14 protein-coding genes are annotated in these 17717 nt (G+C 60.0%); 9 read left to right on the forward strand and 5 right to left on the reverse strand.

The genetic code is table 11. From position 1 onward, the window contains the following. Nucleotides 1–156: 156 nt before the first annotated feature. Nucleotides 157–1155, reverse strand: a complete 999-nt coding sequence (gene dusA, locus CV770_RS06240; protein ID WP_104461685.1) for a tRNA dihydrouridine(20/20a) synthase DusA — start codon at nt 1153–1155, stop codon at nt 157–159. A gap of 742 nt (nt 1156–1897) precedes the next feature. Between dusA and CV770_RS06245 the strand changes: the two genes are divergently transcribed. The 5 genes from CV770_RS06245 (at nt 1898) to CV770_RS06255 (ending at nt 6418) form a co-directional block, all read left to right on the forward strand. Next, complete coding sequence (locus CV770_RS06245; protein ID WP_146101250.1) at nt 1898–2905, forward strand: AraC family transcriptional regulator; 1008 nt, start codon at nt 1898–1900, stop codon at nt 2903–2905. A 470-nt stretch (nt 2906–3375) separates the two neighbouring features. Further along, a complete protein-coding gene (locus CV770_RS06250; RefSeq protein WP_091952189.1) occupies nt 3376–4119 on the forward strand; it encodes a S1 family peptidase in 744 nt (247 codons plus the stop codon). Nucleotides 4120–4432: 313 nt separating this feature from the next. Beyond that, nucleotides 4433–4729: a hypothetical protein gene (locus tag CV770_RS41480; protein ID WP_129590795.1), complete on the forward strand. Its 297-nt coding sequence runs from the start codon at nt 4433–4435 to the stop codon at nt 4727–4729. Between the two features lie 233 nt (nt 4730–4962). After that, nucleotides 4963–5202, forward strand: coding sequence for a hypothetical protein (locus tag CV770_RS41485; protein ID WP_129590796.1), 240 nt, complete (start codon nt 4963–4965; stop codon nt 5200–5202). A gap of 244 nt (nt 5203–5446) precedes the next feature. Continuing rightward, a complete protein-coding gene (locus CV770_RS06255; RefSeq protein WP_104461687.1) occupies nt 5447–6418 on the forward strand; it encodes an AraC family transcriptional regulator in 972 nt (323 codons plus the stop codon). 5 nt (nt 6419–6423) lie between these two features. Here the strand turns inward: CV770_RS06255 and CV770_RS06260 are convergent, their stop codons facing one another. Then, nucleotides 6424–7491 carry a TolC family protein gene (locus CV770_RS06260; RefSeq protein WP_104461688.1) on the reverse strand — a complete coding sequence of 356 codons (1068 nt, stop codon included), beginning with the start codon at nt 7489–7491 and terminating at the stop codon, nt 6424–6426. 562 nt (nt 7492–8053) lie between these two features. Between CV770_RS06260 and CV770_RS44015 the strand changes: the two genes are divergently transcribed. The 4 genes from CV770_RS44015 to CV770_RS06290 all read left to right on the forward strand — a co-directional run bounded on the left by CV770_RS44015 (nt 8054) and on the right by CV770_RS06290 (nt 14437). Then, nucleotides 8054–8269, forward strand: coding sequence for a hypothetical protein (locus tag CV770_RS44015; RefSeq protein WP_349627964.1), 216 nt, complete (start codon nt 8054–8056; stop codon nt 8267–8269). 1474 nt (nt 8270–9743) lie between these two features. After that, nucleotides 9744–11432 carry an arylsulfatase gene (locus CV770_RS06280; RefSeq protein WP_091952196.1) on the forward strand — a complete coding sequence of 563 codons (1689 nt, stop codon included), beginning with the start codon at nt 9744–9746 and terminating at the stop codon, nt 11430–11432. Between the two features lie 79 nt (nt 11433–11511). Then, a complete protein-coding gene (locus CV770_RS06285; protein ID WP_104461691.1) occupies nt 11512–11889 on the forward strand; it encodes a hypothetical protein in 378 nt (125 codons plus the stop codon). A gap of 415 nt (nt 11890–12304) precedes the next feature. Then, nucleotides 12305–14437 carry a tetratricopeptide repeat protein gene (locus CV770_RS06290; protein WP_104461699.1) on the forward strand — a complete coding sequence of 711 codons (2133 nt, stop codon included), beginning with the start codon at nt 12305–12307 and terminating at the stop codon, nt 14435–14437. A gap of 22 nt (nt 14438–14459) precedes the next feature. Here CV770_RS06290 and CV770_RS06295 read toward each other — a convergent pair whose 3' ends face one another. From CV770_RS06295 to CV770_RS06305, 3 genes are all read right to left on the reverse strand, one after another. After that, complete coding sequence (locus tag CV770_RS06295; protein ID WP_104461692.1) at nt 14460–15263, reverse strand: LssY C-terminal domain-containing protein; 804 nt, start codon at nt 15261–15263, stop codon at nt 14460–14462. A gap of 142 nt (nt 15264–15405) precedes the next feature. Then, nucleotides 15406–16416 (reverse strand): SphA family protein, encoded by a 1011-nt coding sequence (locus tag CV770_RS06300; protein ID WP_201759718.1) that lies wholly within the window; start codon nt 16414–16416, stop codon nt 15406–15408. A 477-nt stretch (nt 16417–16893) separates the two neighbouring features. Next, on the reverse strand, nt 16894–17211 hold the full coding sequence (locus CV770_RS06305; protein WP_146101252.1) for a hypothetical protein: 318 nt from the start codon (nt 17209–17211) through the stop codon (nt 16894–16896). Nucleotides 17212–17717 lie beyond the last annotated feature (506 nt).

The raw sequence follows: 17717 nt of genomic DNA on the forward strand, positions 1-17717 counted from the left end.
GGACGCGTCGTGGCTAGACACTGGTGACACGTCGGGCAAAACACCGGCAGAAGGGCAACATCACACAATCCCCCAGAGTCGGCCCGGCCGTCCCTCAAGCGGTGCCGCGTCAACTCATCGACCTCTGAAACATCGCATCGGCCCGCAGGAAGGCGGCTAGGCCGCTGCCTCCTCCGCCGGCGCGCGCGCACCGACGCGCGCGATCGCGTCGCGCAGCACCTCGAGACCGGCGCCTGCCTTCACTCCCTGCTCGGCCAGATGGCGGCGGAAGGCCCGCGCGCCGGGCACGGCATGGAATGCGCCGACGAAATGCCGCGTGATCGCATGCAGCCGCGTGCCGCGGGCAAGCTGCTGCTCGATATAGGGCATCATCGCTTCGAGCGCGTCCTGCATGGTCGCGTGCGGCGTCGCCTCGCCGAAGATCTCCTGATCGACGCCAAGCAGCCGCCACGGGTCCTGGTAGGCGGCGCGGCCGAGCATCACGCCGTCGACATGTTCGAGATGCGCTCTCGCTTCGTCGAGGCCTCGAATGCCGCCGTTGATGATGACAGGCACGTCAGGCATTGTGCGCTTGAGCCGATAGACGCGCTCATAGTCGAGCGGCGGGATGTCGCGGTTCTCCTTCGGAGACAACCCGTTGAGCCAGGCCTTGCGGGCATGCACGATCAGTGCGTCGCAGCCGGAGGCGACCACCGCGCGGGCAAGCGCATCAAGGGCGACTTCCGGATCCTGGTCGTCGATGCCGATGCGGCACTTCACCGTGACGGGAACCGCAACAGCGCGCTTCATCGCATCGACGCACCGCGCCACCAGCCCTGGCTCCGCCATCAGGCAGGCGCCAAAGCGGCCATCCTTCACGCGGTCCGACGGGCAGCCGACATTGAGATTGATCTCGTCATAGCCGAACGCCTCGCCGATCCGCGCAGCCTGCGCCAGCTCTCCCGGATCCGAGCCGCCAAGCTGAAGCGCCACGGGATGCTCGCTCGCGTCGAACCCAAGCAGCCGCTCCCGGTCGCCGTGGATGACCGCGCCCGTCGTCACCATCTCCGTATAGAGCAGAGCCCGCCGCGTCAGGTGGCGGTGGAACACCCGGCAGTGCCGGTCGCTCCAATCCATCATCGGGGCGACGGAAAATTTATGGCCTAAGCTATTCATTTCGCTGATGTATTTACGCTCCGATCGACCCTTCATGTAATTGGACCGATTGAGGAATTGGGTTTGAGTAAGCTTCAGCTGGTTGGCTCTTCTAGGACCATATGTGCATGAATTGGAAGAGAAAATCGCTTCTTCGGATTATCAGTGCGCACGTCATGCACACGAGGGCGAGAGTGCACACGCCACTCGCACAGCGAATATCAGAGATTTTCGAGGCACTCAGGTTGGAAGTCGGCATCGATTCATACTCACTCAGCGATGTAAGTATAAATCGCATGTTTATGCCGCGCTTATGCGATCGCTGGCCGCTTCCAATCGAGGACCTGCACGCAGGCAGGATCATGAGCGGCTCCTGGTCAAGTGTGGCAAACGTCTTCCGAAAATCATCAGTGGCGGGAGTGTCTACCCAGAGTGACAAGCTCTGGCTTTCCAGGAGTGAAGATTCCAGGCGCCGTTGCCGCGAAGATCGCAACCTGCCGCGTCACAATCCTTGCGTTGATCTATGTCAAACAACCGCGTCGTGGCTGGTTGGCGTGCGGTAGGTGCCCACCACAATAGTGTCGCAAACGCCACATTGATCAGGAGTAGTGCTGGCGCTAGAGTACTACGATCGTATGTTAAAAACGGCGTGAGCTCAGGGTGTAGGCGCCCTTTGATGAAAAAGCCGACAAATTCATTCTAACGATCTGATTGCGTAGCCGTCACCTGCAACAGCGTACTTTTGCGTCTCGGGGGGGCCGAAATGCCCTGGAGTAGAGTTCTTGCATTTTCAGATCCGTTGCTATGCCAGGCGGCGATCCTAGCTGCCGAGGTCGAGATACTGCCAACAACGAAGGATGCTTTTGAGGTCGAGATCACGCAGGTCGGTGCGAACCGGCTCTGGGTACAAGATTTTCGTGCATCCGCGCCAACAGTCTGCACCGTCGCGTGCAAACCCGAGCGGCGGTCGATCGGTTTTCTGACCGAATCCAATTCGTCGCCCCTCCAGCACTGTGGGTTGGAGGTCTTGCCCGGCGACATCATCGTCAACAAGTCTGATGTCGTCCATCGGCGATCAGGCCCTGATTTCGACTACGGTTCGCTTTCTCTACCGACCGATGAGCTGAATCAAGCAGTCGAAGCGATCATCGGCTGCGAATTCGTGAAAAAATCGGATCAGCGTGTTGTTCATCCACACCCTCAATTGATGTCAGGGCTGTTGAACCTGCACAGAGCGATCGGACAGCTCGCCCATGACACTCCAGATGTACTGCAAATCCCGGAGGTGCTTCGCGCACTGGAGAGCGAACTCATCCATGTCATGGTCCGATGTCTCGCCGACGGCGTCGGCGTAGATCCCAAAACGGGTGACCGTCACCACAATGCGATCGTCGCTCGTTTCGAGGAGTTTTTAGCGGCAAATTCCGACCGGCCGCTTTATCTCACCGAAATCTGCGGCGCCATAGGCGTCGCGGAGCGAACACTTCGCGCCTCCTGTGAAGAGCATCTGGGCATGGGGCCGATCCGTTTTCTCACCCTGCGCCGGATGCACCTCGCGCGTCACGCGTTGCTGCGGGCGGATCCGTTGAAGTCAACCGTCACACGCATTGTCGCCGATCATGGTTTTTGGGAGCTTGGCCGCTTTTCGGTCACCTATCGCGCCCTGTTCGGTGAATCGCCATCCGAGACGTTGCGGCGCCCCGCGGAGAGGATTTCTATCCACCTCAATCGGCCATCGTCCCTTGTAGTCACCGAACCTGGATACGCCTGAGTTCAAGCAAGCCCCGTATGGGAGCTTGGGCAGTTTGCCGATGCCTACCCCTCCTTGGAAAGTCGCCGTCAGTGACATTGCGACGGCCCACCAATCAGGCCGCAACGCAGCCCAGTCATTTCTCCCCCCTTCACCGGTTACACCTAGGCGCGTCCCTATCGGCAACTCCCTGCTCTACTTGAACCTCGTGCGGGGACCCGGTGCGATGACCGGCTTCAAATCGCCAGTCCTGAATAGCGCACGATCAATTTAGGAACGCCGTGACTTCCCTCGCGTTACTCGAGCAGAGCACAAAATAGGTTGCGCCGGCCGGCTGCTGACACGGCAGATTCTCGACGTCTGTGACAAAGGCGCGACACCGGCCGCGAAAATTCCCGCGCCTTGGGAAAAGCTTCGGATAAGTCGGTCCGCCCTGTTGCCCAGTCGCAGAGTCGCTCGTTCACTGCGATTGGACACGGGGACTCGTTAAGATGCAAGGACGTGCCGATCATCTGCTGTTCGTTTCCTTTCTTCTGTTTGCGACCACCCAGCATGCTGGTGCAGCTTGCGTCGATCCCGCGCAATTCACGCACTCGACGGTCAGCATCATGCGCCATTTCGATGACGCCGACCGCGATGCGCGTCCGAACCTCATCGGCGTGCGAGGCACCGGTTGGTTCCTGTCCCCAACGACGATCGTTACCGCCGAGCACGTGACGGCGGGTATGAAGCTCTCGACCGAGGAGTGGAAGTCGCTCGAGATCGCGGACGGAGAAAACAGCCATTCTATCGCCGCGCGGATCCAGCGCGTGGCAGGGGTCCAGGCCGAAAAGCTCGCAGTCATCGAACTCGAACATGCCGTCACCGCCGCGCGGAGCGTCACAATCCGGAGGAAGCCGCTCGTGCCGGACGAGCAGGTCATGACGCTCGCCTATCCGGCCGGCCGCCTGCATCCCGTGGGAGGACGGTTTGTTCGTTTCGGAGACGATGGGAAGCTCGCCGGCATGGCACTCCTAGAATTCTATGAAGGCGAGAACCGCCTTGTCATCGACCACGGCGCGTCGGGAGCACCAGTGATCGATTGCGATGGCCGGGTCGCGGCAGTCATCAGCAACGTGTTCACGCAGAATATCGTCTGGGCGTCTCACCAAATACGGATCTCGACAGCGTGGGGAATGCCCAATGTCGTCTCCGTGCCGGTCCAGGTGCTGGACGAATTTGCCCAATCCAACTGAGATCCAAGTACGTAACTATCTTGGGCCAGACGTACAGGCCAGCTAGGTCCGTCGGCCGCACGCGCGAGCTCCGCAACAGGCGTGATCGCGTGAAGGCAGAACGCATGGGTGTCTATTGCCGACCTCATGGAGCTGAGCCCACGCTCAGACTGGCAGACCGCTCCTGGCTCGATTCCGAACCTGCATAGTCAACCGCGCGAAGCCGGCGCTAACCTGCCATGGCTTACTATCGGCGGGCTCGGCGGCCTGATGAGACTGCGCATCTTCTTCAGGCACACCACAATGCGGTCAACCGACTATGCCGGAGGGTATCATGCTCATCAAACTGTTGCGAGTGCTCGCCATCACCGCTCCCGTATTAGGGATGACAAGTCTAGCATCGGCACAGGCTACTCCTCCGCGCCATGTTTCGCCGCCGAAGACGATCGATGTAGCCAAGCCAAAAACAGTTTCCTCACGTTCCGTCGTTCGGGACCTGCGGAAAATTTCGCCACCCGTTGATGGCGGCAGGTGCGGCTGTGTCCTTTGGCAAGATTTGTTCGATCGCAATAACCCGAACAATTTGCGATCGGATTATCCCGGTCCACCTGCTCAACCCGGCCAGTTCTAATCGAAGCCCCTATACGCACTCCCAAGCGGATTTTGTGCCGCCCCAATCGCCCGTTTCAGATAGTCTGGTCGCTTGATCTCACCGTCGACCATTCCGCAAACAATCGCGAATCCTTGCCGTACTTGCATAGTCGCCCCCGCTGCGCCGGATATCGTCCTCATAGGCGGGCTGGTACCTATCCGGGAAGCGCTCGGCGTGCCCGTCGAGCTGCTCAGTGTTCGAAGGAGGCAAATATGTTCTGGATGCGAACGCTCTTCGCTAGCGCCTTACTCGTTCCATTTCTTTCAACCTCGCTGCAGGCGCAAACGGCAAAAAAGATGGATGTCAGGGCCGCACGTGCTGAATGCTTCAGGCAGGCCAACGCCGCAGCAAACAGCGTGTCGGTCGGTTTTTCCGGTGCGACTGCCGACAGGCAGGCTCTTGGAATGGACGCCTATCGTGATTGTTGCCGCAAAATGGGGATACGGCCATAAACATTCGGCCGCTATCTGAAAGGCCGCCCCCTCAGGGCAGTCTTTCCATTGATCCCAACGCCTGGTCGACAGCCCTTGCCGCCTGCCGAACTTGCATAGTCGACGGACTCCGCAATGCACCTTCGAAGTTCCGAAGGCGCATAGCCGAAAAGCGTCAATTGCCCAATGCTGGCTCCCTTGATGCGACCCAAGAAGCTTCAACCGGTCGCAAGAACTGTTCCGCCGGTGCGACGGGGCATGGGATATGGCAGAAGGCGGTACACGTGCATTTAGCGATCCGGATGGTTACGCGGCCGCATTTGGCGACGTACGCGTCAACCTCACGATAGCGGGCGCCGGAGATTTCAAGGCTCAGTTGACGCGGCTGAAACTGAACCACCTGGAAATTTATCGGTGCTGCGAGACCCTCCCCCGCATTGCCTATATCTCGCTGCTCCCCGAACGGACCTTCCTGTCGTTTCCAGTCGCCACCGCATCTCTCAGATGCGGTGGATTGGCCTTGCGAAACGGCGACATGGTCCTTCACCGCAGCGGCGAGCGCGTGCATCAACGCTCTAACGGTGAGTGCCAGTGGGGGTTGCTGTCGTTACCGCCCGAGCAACTCGCCGATGGCGGCAAGGCCTTGACCGGACGGCTGATCGCATCACCACCCGCCAACAGGATACTCCGTCCTTCGCGCGCGGTGGCGTCAAGATTCCAGGGCCTGTTCAGGCAAGCCTGCCATCTCGCGGAAACCCGAAAGGTGACCGAGCGCCCCGAGATCGCAAGAGCACTGGAGCAGGAAATGCTCCACGCCATCACCCATTGCCTGGCTGCCAACGAGGCGGACGACCATTCCAGGGGGAGACATCATCATGCCGCTGTCATGGTTCGCTTCGAGGAAACGCTGAGCAAACGCATTGATCAGAAGCTCAACATGCCAACGCTTTGTGCGGAGATCGGCGTGGCCGAGCGAACATTGCGAATGTGTTGCGCCGAGTTTCTTGGCGTAAGCCCTACACGATATCTTTTATTGCAGCGCTTGAACAAGGCTCGCGCCGCGCTGCAGCGAGCCGACCCCTCAAAGGCGAGCGTCGCTGAAGTCGCCCGAAATCATCAGTTCCTGGAGCTTGGCCGTTTTTCGGTGACGTATCGCACCACCTTCGGTGAATCGCCTTCGACCACGCTGCAACGCGCTCGGCAGCCTGGAGCACAGGATTCTGCCGCATCGGCCTGACGCATTCACCACTCGGGCGGCCGGACTGTCGGTCCAATATCTGCGGGTGAAGGAAGGCCCGGAGCCGGCGGTTGCGGCTGGCCGGCCGGCGCCAACAGCTCTCCCCAGTTGGTCCGCGCTCGCATTTGGTCGCGCGTCGCGGCGGTCACGGAATAGCTGTCCTCCCGTATCTGCCATCCGCCCCCGAGCGCGCGATAGATCGCGGTCGCACCGAGTGCAACATTGGCCAAAGCTGCCGCCACGCTGCTCTCCGCCTGAAACAAATTCTGCTCGGCAGTCAGCACGGTCGTGAAATCTGTCGCCCCTTGCTCGTACTGCTCCGTCCCAATTCTCAAGGCGCCGCGCGCAGCTTCGGCGCTCTTGCGCAGGTATCCGACCTGCAGGCGCGACTGCCGGAAGGCGGAAATGCCGTCGTCCACCTGCTGCTGTGCTTTGAGGACGGTGTTTTGATAATCGACCAACAGCTGTTGCAGCTTGGCGTCCTGCAGACGCACGTTGTTGGTGATCTGCCCGTAGTTCAGGATATTCCATTGAAACGACGGACCGGCGGCATAGGTCATGCCCCTGGAGCTGACGAGTTGGCCCAGGTTGTGGCCGTTGGCGGTGCTGGCCGCGCCTCCGAACGTGCCGGTGATGCTGATGGCCGGATAGAGCTGCGCCTCGGCCACGCCAATCTGCGCGTTCTGCGCCAGCACGGCAAGCTCGGCAGTGCGAACGTCGGGCCGGCGGCGGAACAGATCCGCCGGGATTCCGACTGCGATCGTGCTGGGTGGTACAGGTATCCTGCCTCTCGACCGGGCGAGCAGCCCCGCCAGCGAAACGGGTGGGATGCCGAGCAGCACACAGAGCGCGTTCTCTCCCTGTTGCAACTGGTTGGTCAACTGCGGAATCGCTGCTCGCGTCTGCTCGAGAACGTTAGTCGCCTGAAAGACGTCGCGTTCACTGCTACCGCCCCCAGTGTATTTTGCCTTTGCTATTCTGAGGTTTTGCTCCTGCTTGCTGATGTCGGAACGGGCGATCGCGATCAACTGCTCCGTGGTGCGGATGCCGATATAGGTTGCCCGGCTCTTGATTGCATAATGGCACTCGGAGGTATGTCAGGACAATTTGCCTTCCGATAAGCCATCCAAAGCTAATTTTGGTTCGCAGTGCTGACTATGCAGATTCGGACTCTCGGAGAAGCGCGCAAGCCGCAGAGCAGAGTTTGTTGAAGAGCGCATGCGTGAATTCTGCCGGAAACGCATAGCCAGCTACGCTGCTGCCGCCGACAATGTCGGACTACGGTTCTGTTGCCTCGCGCGAAACCAAAAGAGTGGGAATCGACATACAAATTATAGCGGGGCGCAAGGCCGACCGTGCGGTCCGCCATTCCAGGCCGGCATGATTGGCCAAGGTCCAACGCGCGGCGAAAACCCATGCGCATGTAGAGGGCCGCTGCCAAGCATTCAGTTTTAAGGAGAATGACCAATGTTGCATAAGGCTTTGATTGGCTTTGCAGCCACCGTCCTTGTAGGCGCAACCTTAGTCCCCGACGACGCGCTCGCCCGTGGTGGTTTCCGCGGTGGCGGCTTCCATGCTGGAGGCTTTCATGGCGGCGCGGCACATTTCCGAGGGGGCACTGTAGCGGGGCGTGGCGTGGCTTATCGCGGCGGCGCCTATCGTGGGGCGGCTTATCGTGGAGCGGCTTATCGCGGCGTCGCTTGGCGCGGAGGATATCCCTATCGTGGAGCGGCGGTTGGCGCAGCGGTAGGGGCGGCAGCGGTGGGTGCGGCGGCGACCGGCTATTACGGAGCCTACGGCTACAACAACGGCTGCTATCGTAACGCCTACGGCGCCTGGGTCTGCCCATAACGCGCGCACAGTGCGCTTCGGAGGGCGGCACGTACCATCGGGAGTTACCGCCGCCGCATCCGTCATCTTCGGTCGTTTGCGCCGGAGTAACGCATTGTGGGCGCGATTGATACCGAATCTAGAATAGGCGAGATCATCTTGGTCATCGCCGAGCGCTGGTATCCTCGCCGACGCTGCTGGGCGTCGGCAACTCACGGTGATGTTCTGCGATCTCGTCGGCTCGACGGGACTTCTCCGCACGTGTCAACCGGAAGATCTGAGAGCCATCATTGGGGGCCGAGACAGAAAGATTGGCAAACTGCTTCTCGGCAATGCATCAAATGCTGGAGCCGAGTGGGAATCCTTGCTCGAAACAGCGCTTGCAATTGTTGCGCAAGGCCAAGACGCGCGCCAGTTGGAATTGAGAGCCGCGCTTGACATCGCGAGCATCTGGCGCGGTCAAGGTAGGCACACCGAAACTCATGACCTTCATGCCCCAACTCACACACAGCGCTTCCGGAAGCGAAAGCGCTGCTTGATTCTTCGGTGTGAGATGTTAGCGACCATCAAGCGTAAGATGCTTCTGGCTCAGGGTCTGATTCCCACTCTCTTACAGCATGAGACGTAGGCATCATACGCATATTGCCCAGCATCGCCCTGCGGAAGGGTAGAGGCTTGGCCCTGCCTCGCGGCCGCCGCATGAGCTTCCTTGAAACACGCCGCTCGCGCGTTTGTTTCTTTTTCGCTCTCCTGGGCCGTGATTGGCGAGGCCACAGTCAGGAGAGCGGCCGACAGCACAGTGGCTGACAAAATCTTCCAAGTCATGGGTAACTCCCTTCAGTTGGCTCTAGGCTCAGCATTGACAGCCTGAAGAATGGCGGCCTGATTGGGCCGCTTAGTCTGCCGAGAAGCGTACCAAGTTAATGTCCGGCTAGCGTCGCCGGCTATGCAGATTCGGAATCTTTCAAGGTACCTGGCGCGTGGTCAGAGGGGCCCCCCAACGACTGCTCTTGGCCCCAACTCTGACATCGCAGGCAGTGAGCGGCTACTTCCGAGCTAGCAGCCAAACGGACGGCCGAAATCGGTCAGCAGTTGTGGCTGAAGCACATTGAGACGTTCAGGCAGTTCCCGCCACTGCAAGCGGCAGAGACGTTCAACCTCGATCAGGTATTGGCCAAGAGCGGGGCCTACGGCCCGGCGCAAGGTCTGCCCGACAGAAGGTCGGCAGGTTCACCCCCGTGCTCTATGACGACGCGAAGAAGAACGGTTGGAACGTGATCAGCATGAAGAATGATTGGAAATGCATCTTCGCGTTCCAATAACTTGCCGAAAGTACATAGCGCATCCAGAGCGTTTCGACCAATTTCCCGTCCGCGAGGCGTCCGACCGTGTTGCCGAAGTGTGATCTCCGTCGATCGGGGCAAGATCGGTTGGTGGGTGAAATGGGCGAAGGCTGCGGCCCGCGCTTCAGCAGCCGACACCAAGGAAGGCCACCATGAGAATGTTCAGAACAATCTGGGGCGCTCTTGCCGTGCTGAGTACCGTCACGACAATGGCGAGCATTCCTGCCTCCGCCCAGCAGGAACGGAAACCAAACATCCTTGTGATCATGGGTGACGATGTTGGCTGGTTCAACATCGGCGCCTACCACCGCGGAATGATGTCCGGCAAGACGCCAAACCTCGACAAGCTGGCATCTGAAGGCATGATGTTCACCGACTATTATGCCGAAGCGAGCTGCACGGCGGGGCGCGCCAACTTCATCACTGGCGAGTTGCCGATCCGCACGGGGTTAACGACTGTCGGTCAGGCCGGTGCCGACGTCGGCATTCCGGACCAGGCAGTGACGCTCGCCACCGCCCTCAAATCGCTCGGCTACGCCACCGGGCAGTTCGGCAAGAACCACCTCGGCGATCTCAACAAATATCTGCCGACTGTGCATGGCTTCGACGAATTCTTTGGCTACCTGTATCACCTCGACGCAATGTCTGACCCGTACTGGTACTCGTTCCCGGTCAACCAGGACTACTACAACAAGTACGGCCCCCGCAGCCTGGTCCACAGCTACGCGACGGACAAGGACGACACCGCCGAAATGCCGCGCTGGGGCAAGATCGGCAAGCAACGGATCGTCGACGAGGGGCCGCTGCCGCCGTTTCCCGACATGCAGAACGTACCGAATATGCATGATCTGCCGTTCCTGAAGGCGAAGTACGACATGACCACCTTCGACGAGGTTTTGGTCAAATCCTCCAGTGACTTCATGGACAAGGCCAAGCGCGACGGCAAACCTTTCTTCGTCTGGCACAACACGACGCGCATGCACGTCTGGACGTTCCTGTCGAAGAAGTACAGCGCGATGCAGAACAACGAGACGAACTACGGTCTCGAGGAAGCCGGCGTTGCGCAGATGGACGACAGCGTCGGCGCTCTGCTCAAACATATCGACGACATCGGTGAAACCAACAACACCATCGTCATCTTCACGACGGACAATGGCGCCGAGGTGTTTACCTGGCCGGATGGCGGCATGACCCCGTTCAAGGCCACCAAAGGGACCAGCTATGAAGGCGGCTTCCGCGTGCCGGCCATCATTCGCTGGCCAGGCCGCATCAAGCCGGGTTCGGTCGAGAATGGAATAGTCTCCGGGCTCGATTGGTTCCCGACACTAACTGCTGCGGCAGGAAACCCGAATATTACCGAGCAGCTTCTCAAGGGCGTGACGCTGGAGGGCCGCACCTACAAGAACCACCTCGACGGCTACAATCAGATGGATCTGCTCACCGGCAAGGGCCCATCGAAGCGCCATGAGATCTTCTATTTCGCCGGTCCGCATCTCGGTGCCCTTCGCCACGACAACTTCAAGTTCCAGTTCTTCCAACAGCCACACGGGTGGCCGGGCGAAAAAGACACGACCGATATGCCAACCATGGTCAACATCCGCCAGGATCCGTTTGAGCGGACACCCTCAATCCGCGGTGAAAGCCTGAACAATATGGGCGGAGGTTACATGAATGATTTCATGGCCCGCGAATTCTGGCGCTTCGTGCTTGTGCAACAGGAGGTCGCCAAATTGGCGCAAACGGCCATCGAGTACCCACCGATGCAGGCGCCGGCGAGCTTCAACCTTGAAGCCGTAAAAAGGGAAGTTGAGCAAGCTATCAAACAACATCAAGGGCAGTGATAGCCCGACCTTTCAAGATGGGGGCGCTCTCAAAAAGAGCGCCCCCAACGCACAACGAGATCGTCGGAAGGAGCCTCCAATGAACGGCGCGTTCTTATCACTCGCACTGGTCACTCAACTTGGCGGTCCATTTGTGATACCCGTCGGAGATGTGGTGCCTGTTATCAACGTCGAAAGGACCTGCAAAGAAACGGCGGCCACGGACAAGGCCATGAACCTCGATCTTCCTCAATCAGTTGAGAATTGCATGCGCGACGAGAATTCTGCGCAACAGCAGCTTGCCGCCATCTGGTCAAATTATTCTGCTTCCGTTCGCGACCGCTGCGCGGCCGAAGCGACGCTTTTGGGAACGGGCAGCTATGTTGACCTTTTGACTTGCATGCAGATGACCGACCCAGCGACATTGTCACCAACACCGGCCTTGAGGGGCGCGAGCAAGAATCGGAATAAGAATTAGCGCCGATCACCGTGCTCGTTGCCGAATCTGCATAGCCCGAATTGGCCCATATTGATCAAGCTCTGAGGATCGCAGGTCCTAAAGGGCAGAGCCAGTGGCGCGCAACAAGGGCACGACCGGCAAGATTGACAAGCCCCCTCCGCGCGTGGGCACTTCGAAGCCAAGCCTCGGCAAGACGGACAACGCTCGGAGCGCCGCTTCCCGCTCGAAGCCGCTATTCGTGTCACTGGCAGCGGTCGGCGTGATCGCCGTTGGTGGCCTGGTCCTGTTGTTCCTGGGCGGCGGATTGCCTTTGCCCGAAGTGCTTCGCCCCCGAAGCGCGGCCCCTGCCCTGGCCTTTGTCGGCAGCGAAGCCTGCGCTGGGTGCCACCAGGCCGAAACCGCGTTGTGGAAGGAATCTCAGCACAAGCATGCCATGCAGCACGCCACGGCCGCTTCCGTGCTCGGCAATTTCGATAATGCCAGGTTCGACTATTTCGGCGTGCATTCGCGGTTTTTCAAAAAGGACGACAAGTTCTTCGTCGAAACCGACGGCCCGGACGGCAAGCTTGCGACCTTCGAAGTGAAATACACCTTCGGCATTGATCCCTTGCAGCAATATCTGATCGAATTCCCAGATGGCCGCGTACAGGCGCTTTCAATCGCCTGGGATGGCCGGCCGAAGGACCAGGGCGGTCAACGCTGGTTTCATCTCTATCCCAATGAGGAGATCAAGCACGACGACGTGCTGCATTGGACCAGCCTCAATCAAAACTGGAATTTCATGTGCGCGGAATGTCATTCAACCGGCGTGCAGAAGAACTACGACGCTACCAATGATCGTTTCCACACGACATGGACGGAAATCAGCGTTGGCTGCGAGGCGTGCCACGGCAAGGGCTCCCGCCACATCGATTGGGCGCGCAGCCAGCGAAGCTGGTTTGGAAAAGATGATGACCCGCGCAAAGGACTGACCGCCTTGCTGAACGAGCGTAACGGCGTCACTTGGCACCCCGAGCCGAAGACCGGCAATCCGCAACGCGGCATCACGGCTGCGGTAACACGTAGAGAGGTCGAGACCTGCGGGCTGTGCCACGCGCGACGCGGCGAATTCTCCGAAGATTGGGTGCCGGGACAACCCTTATCCGACACGCACGCCGTCGCTCTCCTTGCTCGCGGCCTGTATCATGCCGACGGGCAGATGCGCGACGAGGTGTACAATTACGGCCCGTTCAAGCAGAGCAAGATGTTCGCGGCCGGCGTCACTTGCAGCGATTGCCATGAACCTCACGCCGCGAAACTCCGCGCTCCAGGCGATGGCGTTTGCCTGCAATGCCACGTCTCCGACCGATATGAAGTTGCCTCACATAATCGCCACGAGGGCGTAACGCCGGCACTGACTTGCGCGTCGTGTCATATGCCTGTCAGCACCTACATGGTGGTCGACAAGCGGCACGACCATAGCCTTCGAATTCCGAGGCCGGATCTCTCCGTGAAGCTTGGCACCCCAAATGCCTGCAACAACTGCCATACCGACAAATCCGCACAATGGGCGGCCGACGCGATCGAGCGCTGGCACGGGCCTGTCCGAAAAGGTTTCCAGAACTACGCCGAGGCATTCCAGGCGTCCTGGACCGACCGAAGCGACGCGGCCGCGCTGCTGGCTGTGGTGGCGGCCAGTCCCACAGCGCCGGCAATCGCGCGTGCGAGCGCTCTCAGCGAACTTCATTCGCGGGTCTCGCCTGCGAATATTGAACTCGCCCGCAAGGAATTGGCCGATCCCGATCCAATGGTGCGGGTCGCAGCGCTTGACATGCTCGATGGCCTTCCGGGCGACCGGATCTGGCCGCTTGTCTCGTCGCTTCTATCCGATCCAAGCCGCGGCGTTCGTATCAGGGCGATGTCCGTTTTGGCCGCCGTGCCTACTGCCAACCAGCCCGCCTCCGACCGCGCAGCGTTTGAGCGGGCCGCGGCCGAGTTCATTGCGGCGCAACGCCTCAACGCGGACCGGCCCGAAGCCCGCTCGGCGCTTGGAAACTTCCATGCGCGCCGCGGGCTGACAACCGATGCAGAGAGCGAATACAAGGCAGCCCTTCGGCTCAGCCCCCAATACACGCCCGCGGCGATCAATCTGGCGGACCTATACCGGCAACTCAGCCGGGATGGCGAGGGAGAAAGCATCCTGAGAACAGCGATCACGTCTTCACGGCACGACGGCGGCTTGCACCATGCTCTGGGGCTCACCCTTATCAGGCAGAAACGACCGAACGACGCGCTCAGCGAATTCCAGACCGCAAGCGAACTCGAACCTGACCGGTCGCGCTACGCCTACGTGTACGCCGTGGCGCTGCATTCGTCGGGCCGCGTCGGTGAATCAATTGAAGTCTTGAAGGCCAACCTGGTCCGGCATCCAGACGATCGCGACAGCCTGTCTGCCCTTGTCACGTTCAGCCGCGATTCCGGAAACATCGGTGCCGCACTCGAATATGCTGAGCGGCTCTCTCGCCTCGTCCCGAATGACCGTGAACTAAACCGCCTCACCGACGATCTTCGCGCACGCTTGAAGTGAATGGCCGAGGAGACCGTCGCGATCATTGGCTGAGCGCGCTGCGGATGCCGTGCCAGACCCGGTCCTTCAGGGCTATCAGCGGTGGTGGGGGCATCGTCACTGGCGCTTCTGTTCGCCTGGCACCATCGACGACCAGCGTGGCGACGTGGATTTCTCCATCCGTATAGTACAGATCGCCTTCGCCGTTTCGGCCGAACAAGGTCGGGCCGGTTCCGGAGATCTGGAAGAAGTCTTGTGCCATACCTGCCTCCCGCAAATCCCGCATTAGCAGGTCACGTTCGGCATCGATGTCGGGGGCGATGTGATGGGTCACCTGCCCCGTATCGTGACTGAGACCGACGCCGCGATCGAACGTGATCGAACCCAGCCAGACCGGACGGCCAACGCTTCCTTTTCCAAGGACCATCCAAAGCCGGACGTGATGCCGTCTATCAGCGCTCCTGCCATCCGGCTTCTCGCAGGCGAGCTCTTCCTTTTTTCCGTCATAGTAAAGCGGGCTCACAGGCGCATCATGGTATGGCCGATCGAGCACCACGCTGCCGACGATTTCAATGCTGGAGCGCAATGTGATTGGGTCGGCCGGAAACCAACCGGCTGCATGCATGGCGCGCAGCACATCTTCTTTGCTGCCGACGAGTCCGACATTGAGCGCATCGCCCGGGATGCCGCTCGCGGTACGGGTTACCATGGGCAAGGAAGCGAGGCCCGGCTCGCGTTCGTGATGGCTCCACAATGCAGGCAGTACGACATAGGCCAGCATCAGGTAGGCGATGACCACGCCCGCGGGAATGATCCACCATCGTCGCCTGCCTGCAATCCACTTCATGCGCTGCCGCCGTCGACTTGATTGCAATAGCTTTGTTCTGTGCGCCTTCATCCCGTGCGAGATCCGCCCAGCTCATCGCCTGGTTCAGGATCAATTCAACCAGATGCTCAATTCGTCACAAAGATGGGTGGCACCTGCGCTTCTATTTCGTGAACCTCGGCCTTGAGGACGTAGGCGGCGTTGCCGCCGCAGGCTGAAGATTGAACGTCAGCCAGACATTCCAGCCTGCTGGCCGATTTTCATTGGCGAATTCGCCGTAGGCCTTCAGGTTCAGATATCCCTGCATGTCTCCGACCGGGAAAATGTAACCAACCTGCGGTCCGACGCCGACCACCCGCGACCGGAAGCAGCCGACGCGATCGCCGGAGCCGCTGTCGCAACCGATCTGCTGATAAAGGTAGCCCACGAGGCCGATCTGCCACTGCTTGGTCAGGAATTGCGACGCGCCCCAGTCGAGGTGCATGTCGACGCCGTTCTGATATTGAGTGGACGGGTTGACGAAGTTGTAGGTGAATCCCAGCACCGCCGAAAATTCATGCCCGGTCTTCGGATCGAAATAGGTGTAGCCGCCGCCCGCGTCGATAGCCCAGTGCCCAATCCCCAAATTCGCAAGGCGGGTCGACTGGTAGGCGCCGGCCGGGAGGTCGGCGGTAATGTAGGTCATGTAATTGTTGACACCGGCATTCCAGCGCAGCGCGAATTGCGGGATCAGGTCACCGAATGCAATGAGCGAGCTGTCGATGCTGTCGAACCGCGAGAAGGGGAGCGTTCCGCCGCCCGGGAGCGTCAATGCTCCCGTAAGCGATCCCGCCAGCGACGTGGAGTTGGAGCCGTAGACCGTCAACAGGCTGGCAGAGGCCTGCCCACCCAGCACCGGTGTGGCGAAAGTGTAGGTCCCGGCCAACAAGCCAAGATCCACATTCGCATTGACGTTCGCGTTCACGTTGGCCGTCAGATTCGCAGGAAAGCGACCAATCGTGATCTCGCGCGCCCGCGCCACGTCGCCGCCGGCGGAAACCGAAGTGTGATAATAGACCGAGGTCACCGACCAGCCCGGCGCCTGTTGGGGAACGGCCGCGAGGCTGCCAAAAAATCCGGGGATCCAAAAGCTGACGCCGCCTTCATCGGCTCGCGCCGCATCATTGGGGAGCATGAGTAAGGCGGCAATTGCCGCCGCGCCCAACCGCCAAACAAAACCAGCCGTCGATACCGACGTCCCGACCTTTATCTGCATCTGGCGATCCCCACTCTTCTACTGCCCTCCACAGCCGAAGAACAATCCGGCCGCGTGAGGACTCGGAAAACGAGCAGATGCTACCACAGCACGTCTATGCGGAATCGGCGCTTTCCCAGCTTATGCATCTTTAGCGGGAGACTGTGCCTCCCATGCCACATTTTCCCGATGTGCGGATTGGTGTTCTTGCCGTTTTTGCATAGTCAGCCATGCTCGCGACAAGCAAAAGGCGCCGCCGCCAGCGACGCCTTGAAAGTTGAGCAAGTTCAGAATGCGCACTCCCCCAGCAAGGGAGACGGTCACCGCACAAGAAGATCGGACTCCGCCTAGTGTTGCCAGGAACGAGCCGCGCGCTATGCACGGATTAGGTCGATGCCGAATGGCCGATGCAGCGTTCTACCTGCGTCGGAGCGGCGGCAAGCCTCGTTGCCAGATCGCTCCATTGTCGAACTGAATGACCACGCCGTCCGGCGAATAGACCGCCCCCTCGTTGAAGGCATCGATCCAGATCCGGCTCGTCGGCGAAAACCAGTCCGGCCATGCCTGTGCAGGGACACCTGATCCCGTGACGTGATTCCGGCTTCGCTTGTAGTGACCGATATCATGCAAGGAGATACGAGCCTCGCGCACCAGGTTCACCCGTGCCTCAATGGGCATTGGAATGCTGTCGTTCGAACTTGAGCAGTGCACCGCGCTTCGCTGCTGGACGGTCATAGCGATCCGGTCCTAGACGGCAATATTGCTCACAGCGGCAAGCGATCGTAGCGAGAGAAGAAGGTCGTGCCCTTGTTCATTGTGCTCCATTTGACCGCGAGCGGAGCCAGCGTGCGTCGGGAACGTGGCCCGCGCTGTGCATTCGGCAGATGGTAGCGGCCGCCACTACCCTGACGCGGCCCTACCCCACTCAGAAGGCCTGCTCACAGCTCAGATTGGCCGCCATGAGATTTTTTTGACCTCCCGGTGCACACGTCGTGCACATGCCGCAGTCTAACCAATTGAAAGACTTGAACTCTCGCTAAATCCATCATGGGTGCCACCAGCTCACTCAATTGCCTTCCGGGAACTGGCGCGTGCAGGTGCGCCGCAAGGATGGGAGGACTGGGCGCTCGCCATGGAGCGCAATATTGACCGCAGCGGATCACCCAAACCGAAGGTTGCTGTGCGGGCTCGTACATTCGGTGACATTATCGATCTTCACATAAAGGATATGCACGAGGTTG

Source organism: Bradyrhizobium sp. AC87j1 (assembly GCF_002936975.1).
Lineage (GTDB): Bacteria > Pseudomonadota > Alphaproteobacteria > Rhizobiales > Xanthobacteraceae > Bradyrhizobium > Bradyrhizobium shewense.

Coding starts and splice junctions, on each gene's coding strand:
- dusA (WP_104461685.1), bottom strand. CDS start 1,155: ATGAATAGCTTAGGCCATAAATTTTCCGTCGCCCCGATGATGGATTGG.
- CV770_RS06245 (WP_146101250.1), top strand. CDS start 1,898: ATGCCCTGGAGTAGAGTTCTTGCATTTTCAGATCCGTTGCTATGCCAG.
- CV770_RS06250 (WP_091952189.1), top strand. CDS start 3,376: ATGCAAGGACGTGCCGATCATCTGCTGTTCGTTTCCTTTCTTCTGTTT.
- CV770_RS41480 (WP_129590795.1), top strand. CDS start 4,433: ATGCTCATCAAACTGTTGCGAGTGCTCGCCATCACCGCTCCCGTATTA.
- CV770_RS41485 (WP_129590796.1), top strand. CDS start 4,963: ATGTTCTGGATGCGAACGCTCTTCGCTAGCGCCTTACTCGTTCCATTT.
- CV770_RS06255 (WP_104461687.1), top strand. CDS start 5,447: ATGGCAGAAGGCGGTACACGTGCATTTAGCGATCCGGATGGTTACGCG.
- CV770_RS06280 (WP_091952196.1), top strand. CDS start 9,744: ATGAGAATGTTCAGAACAATCTGGGGCGCTCTTGCCGTGCTGAGTACC.
- CV770_RS06285 (WP_104461691.1), top strand. CDS start 11,512: ATGAACGGCGCGTTCTTATCACTCGCACTGGTCACTCAACTTGGCGGT.
- CV770_RS06290 (WP_104461699.1), top strand. CDS start 12,305: ATGCAGCACGCCACGGCCGCTTCCGTGCTCGGCAATTTCGATAATGCC.
- CV770_RS06295 (WP_104461692.1), bottom strand. CDS start 15,263: ATGAAGTGGATTGCAGGCAGGCGACGATGGTGGATCATTCCCGCGGGC.
- CV770_RS06300 (WP_201759718.1), bottom strand. CDS start 16,416: ATGCTCCCCAATGATGCGGCGCGAGCCGATGAAGGCGGCGTCAGCTTT.
- CV770_RS06305 (WP_146101252.1), bottom strand. CDS start 17,211: ATGACCGTCCAGCAGCGAAGCGCGGTGCACTGCTCAAGTTCGAACGAC.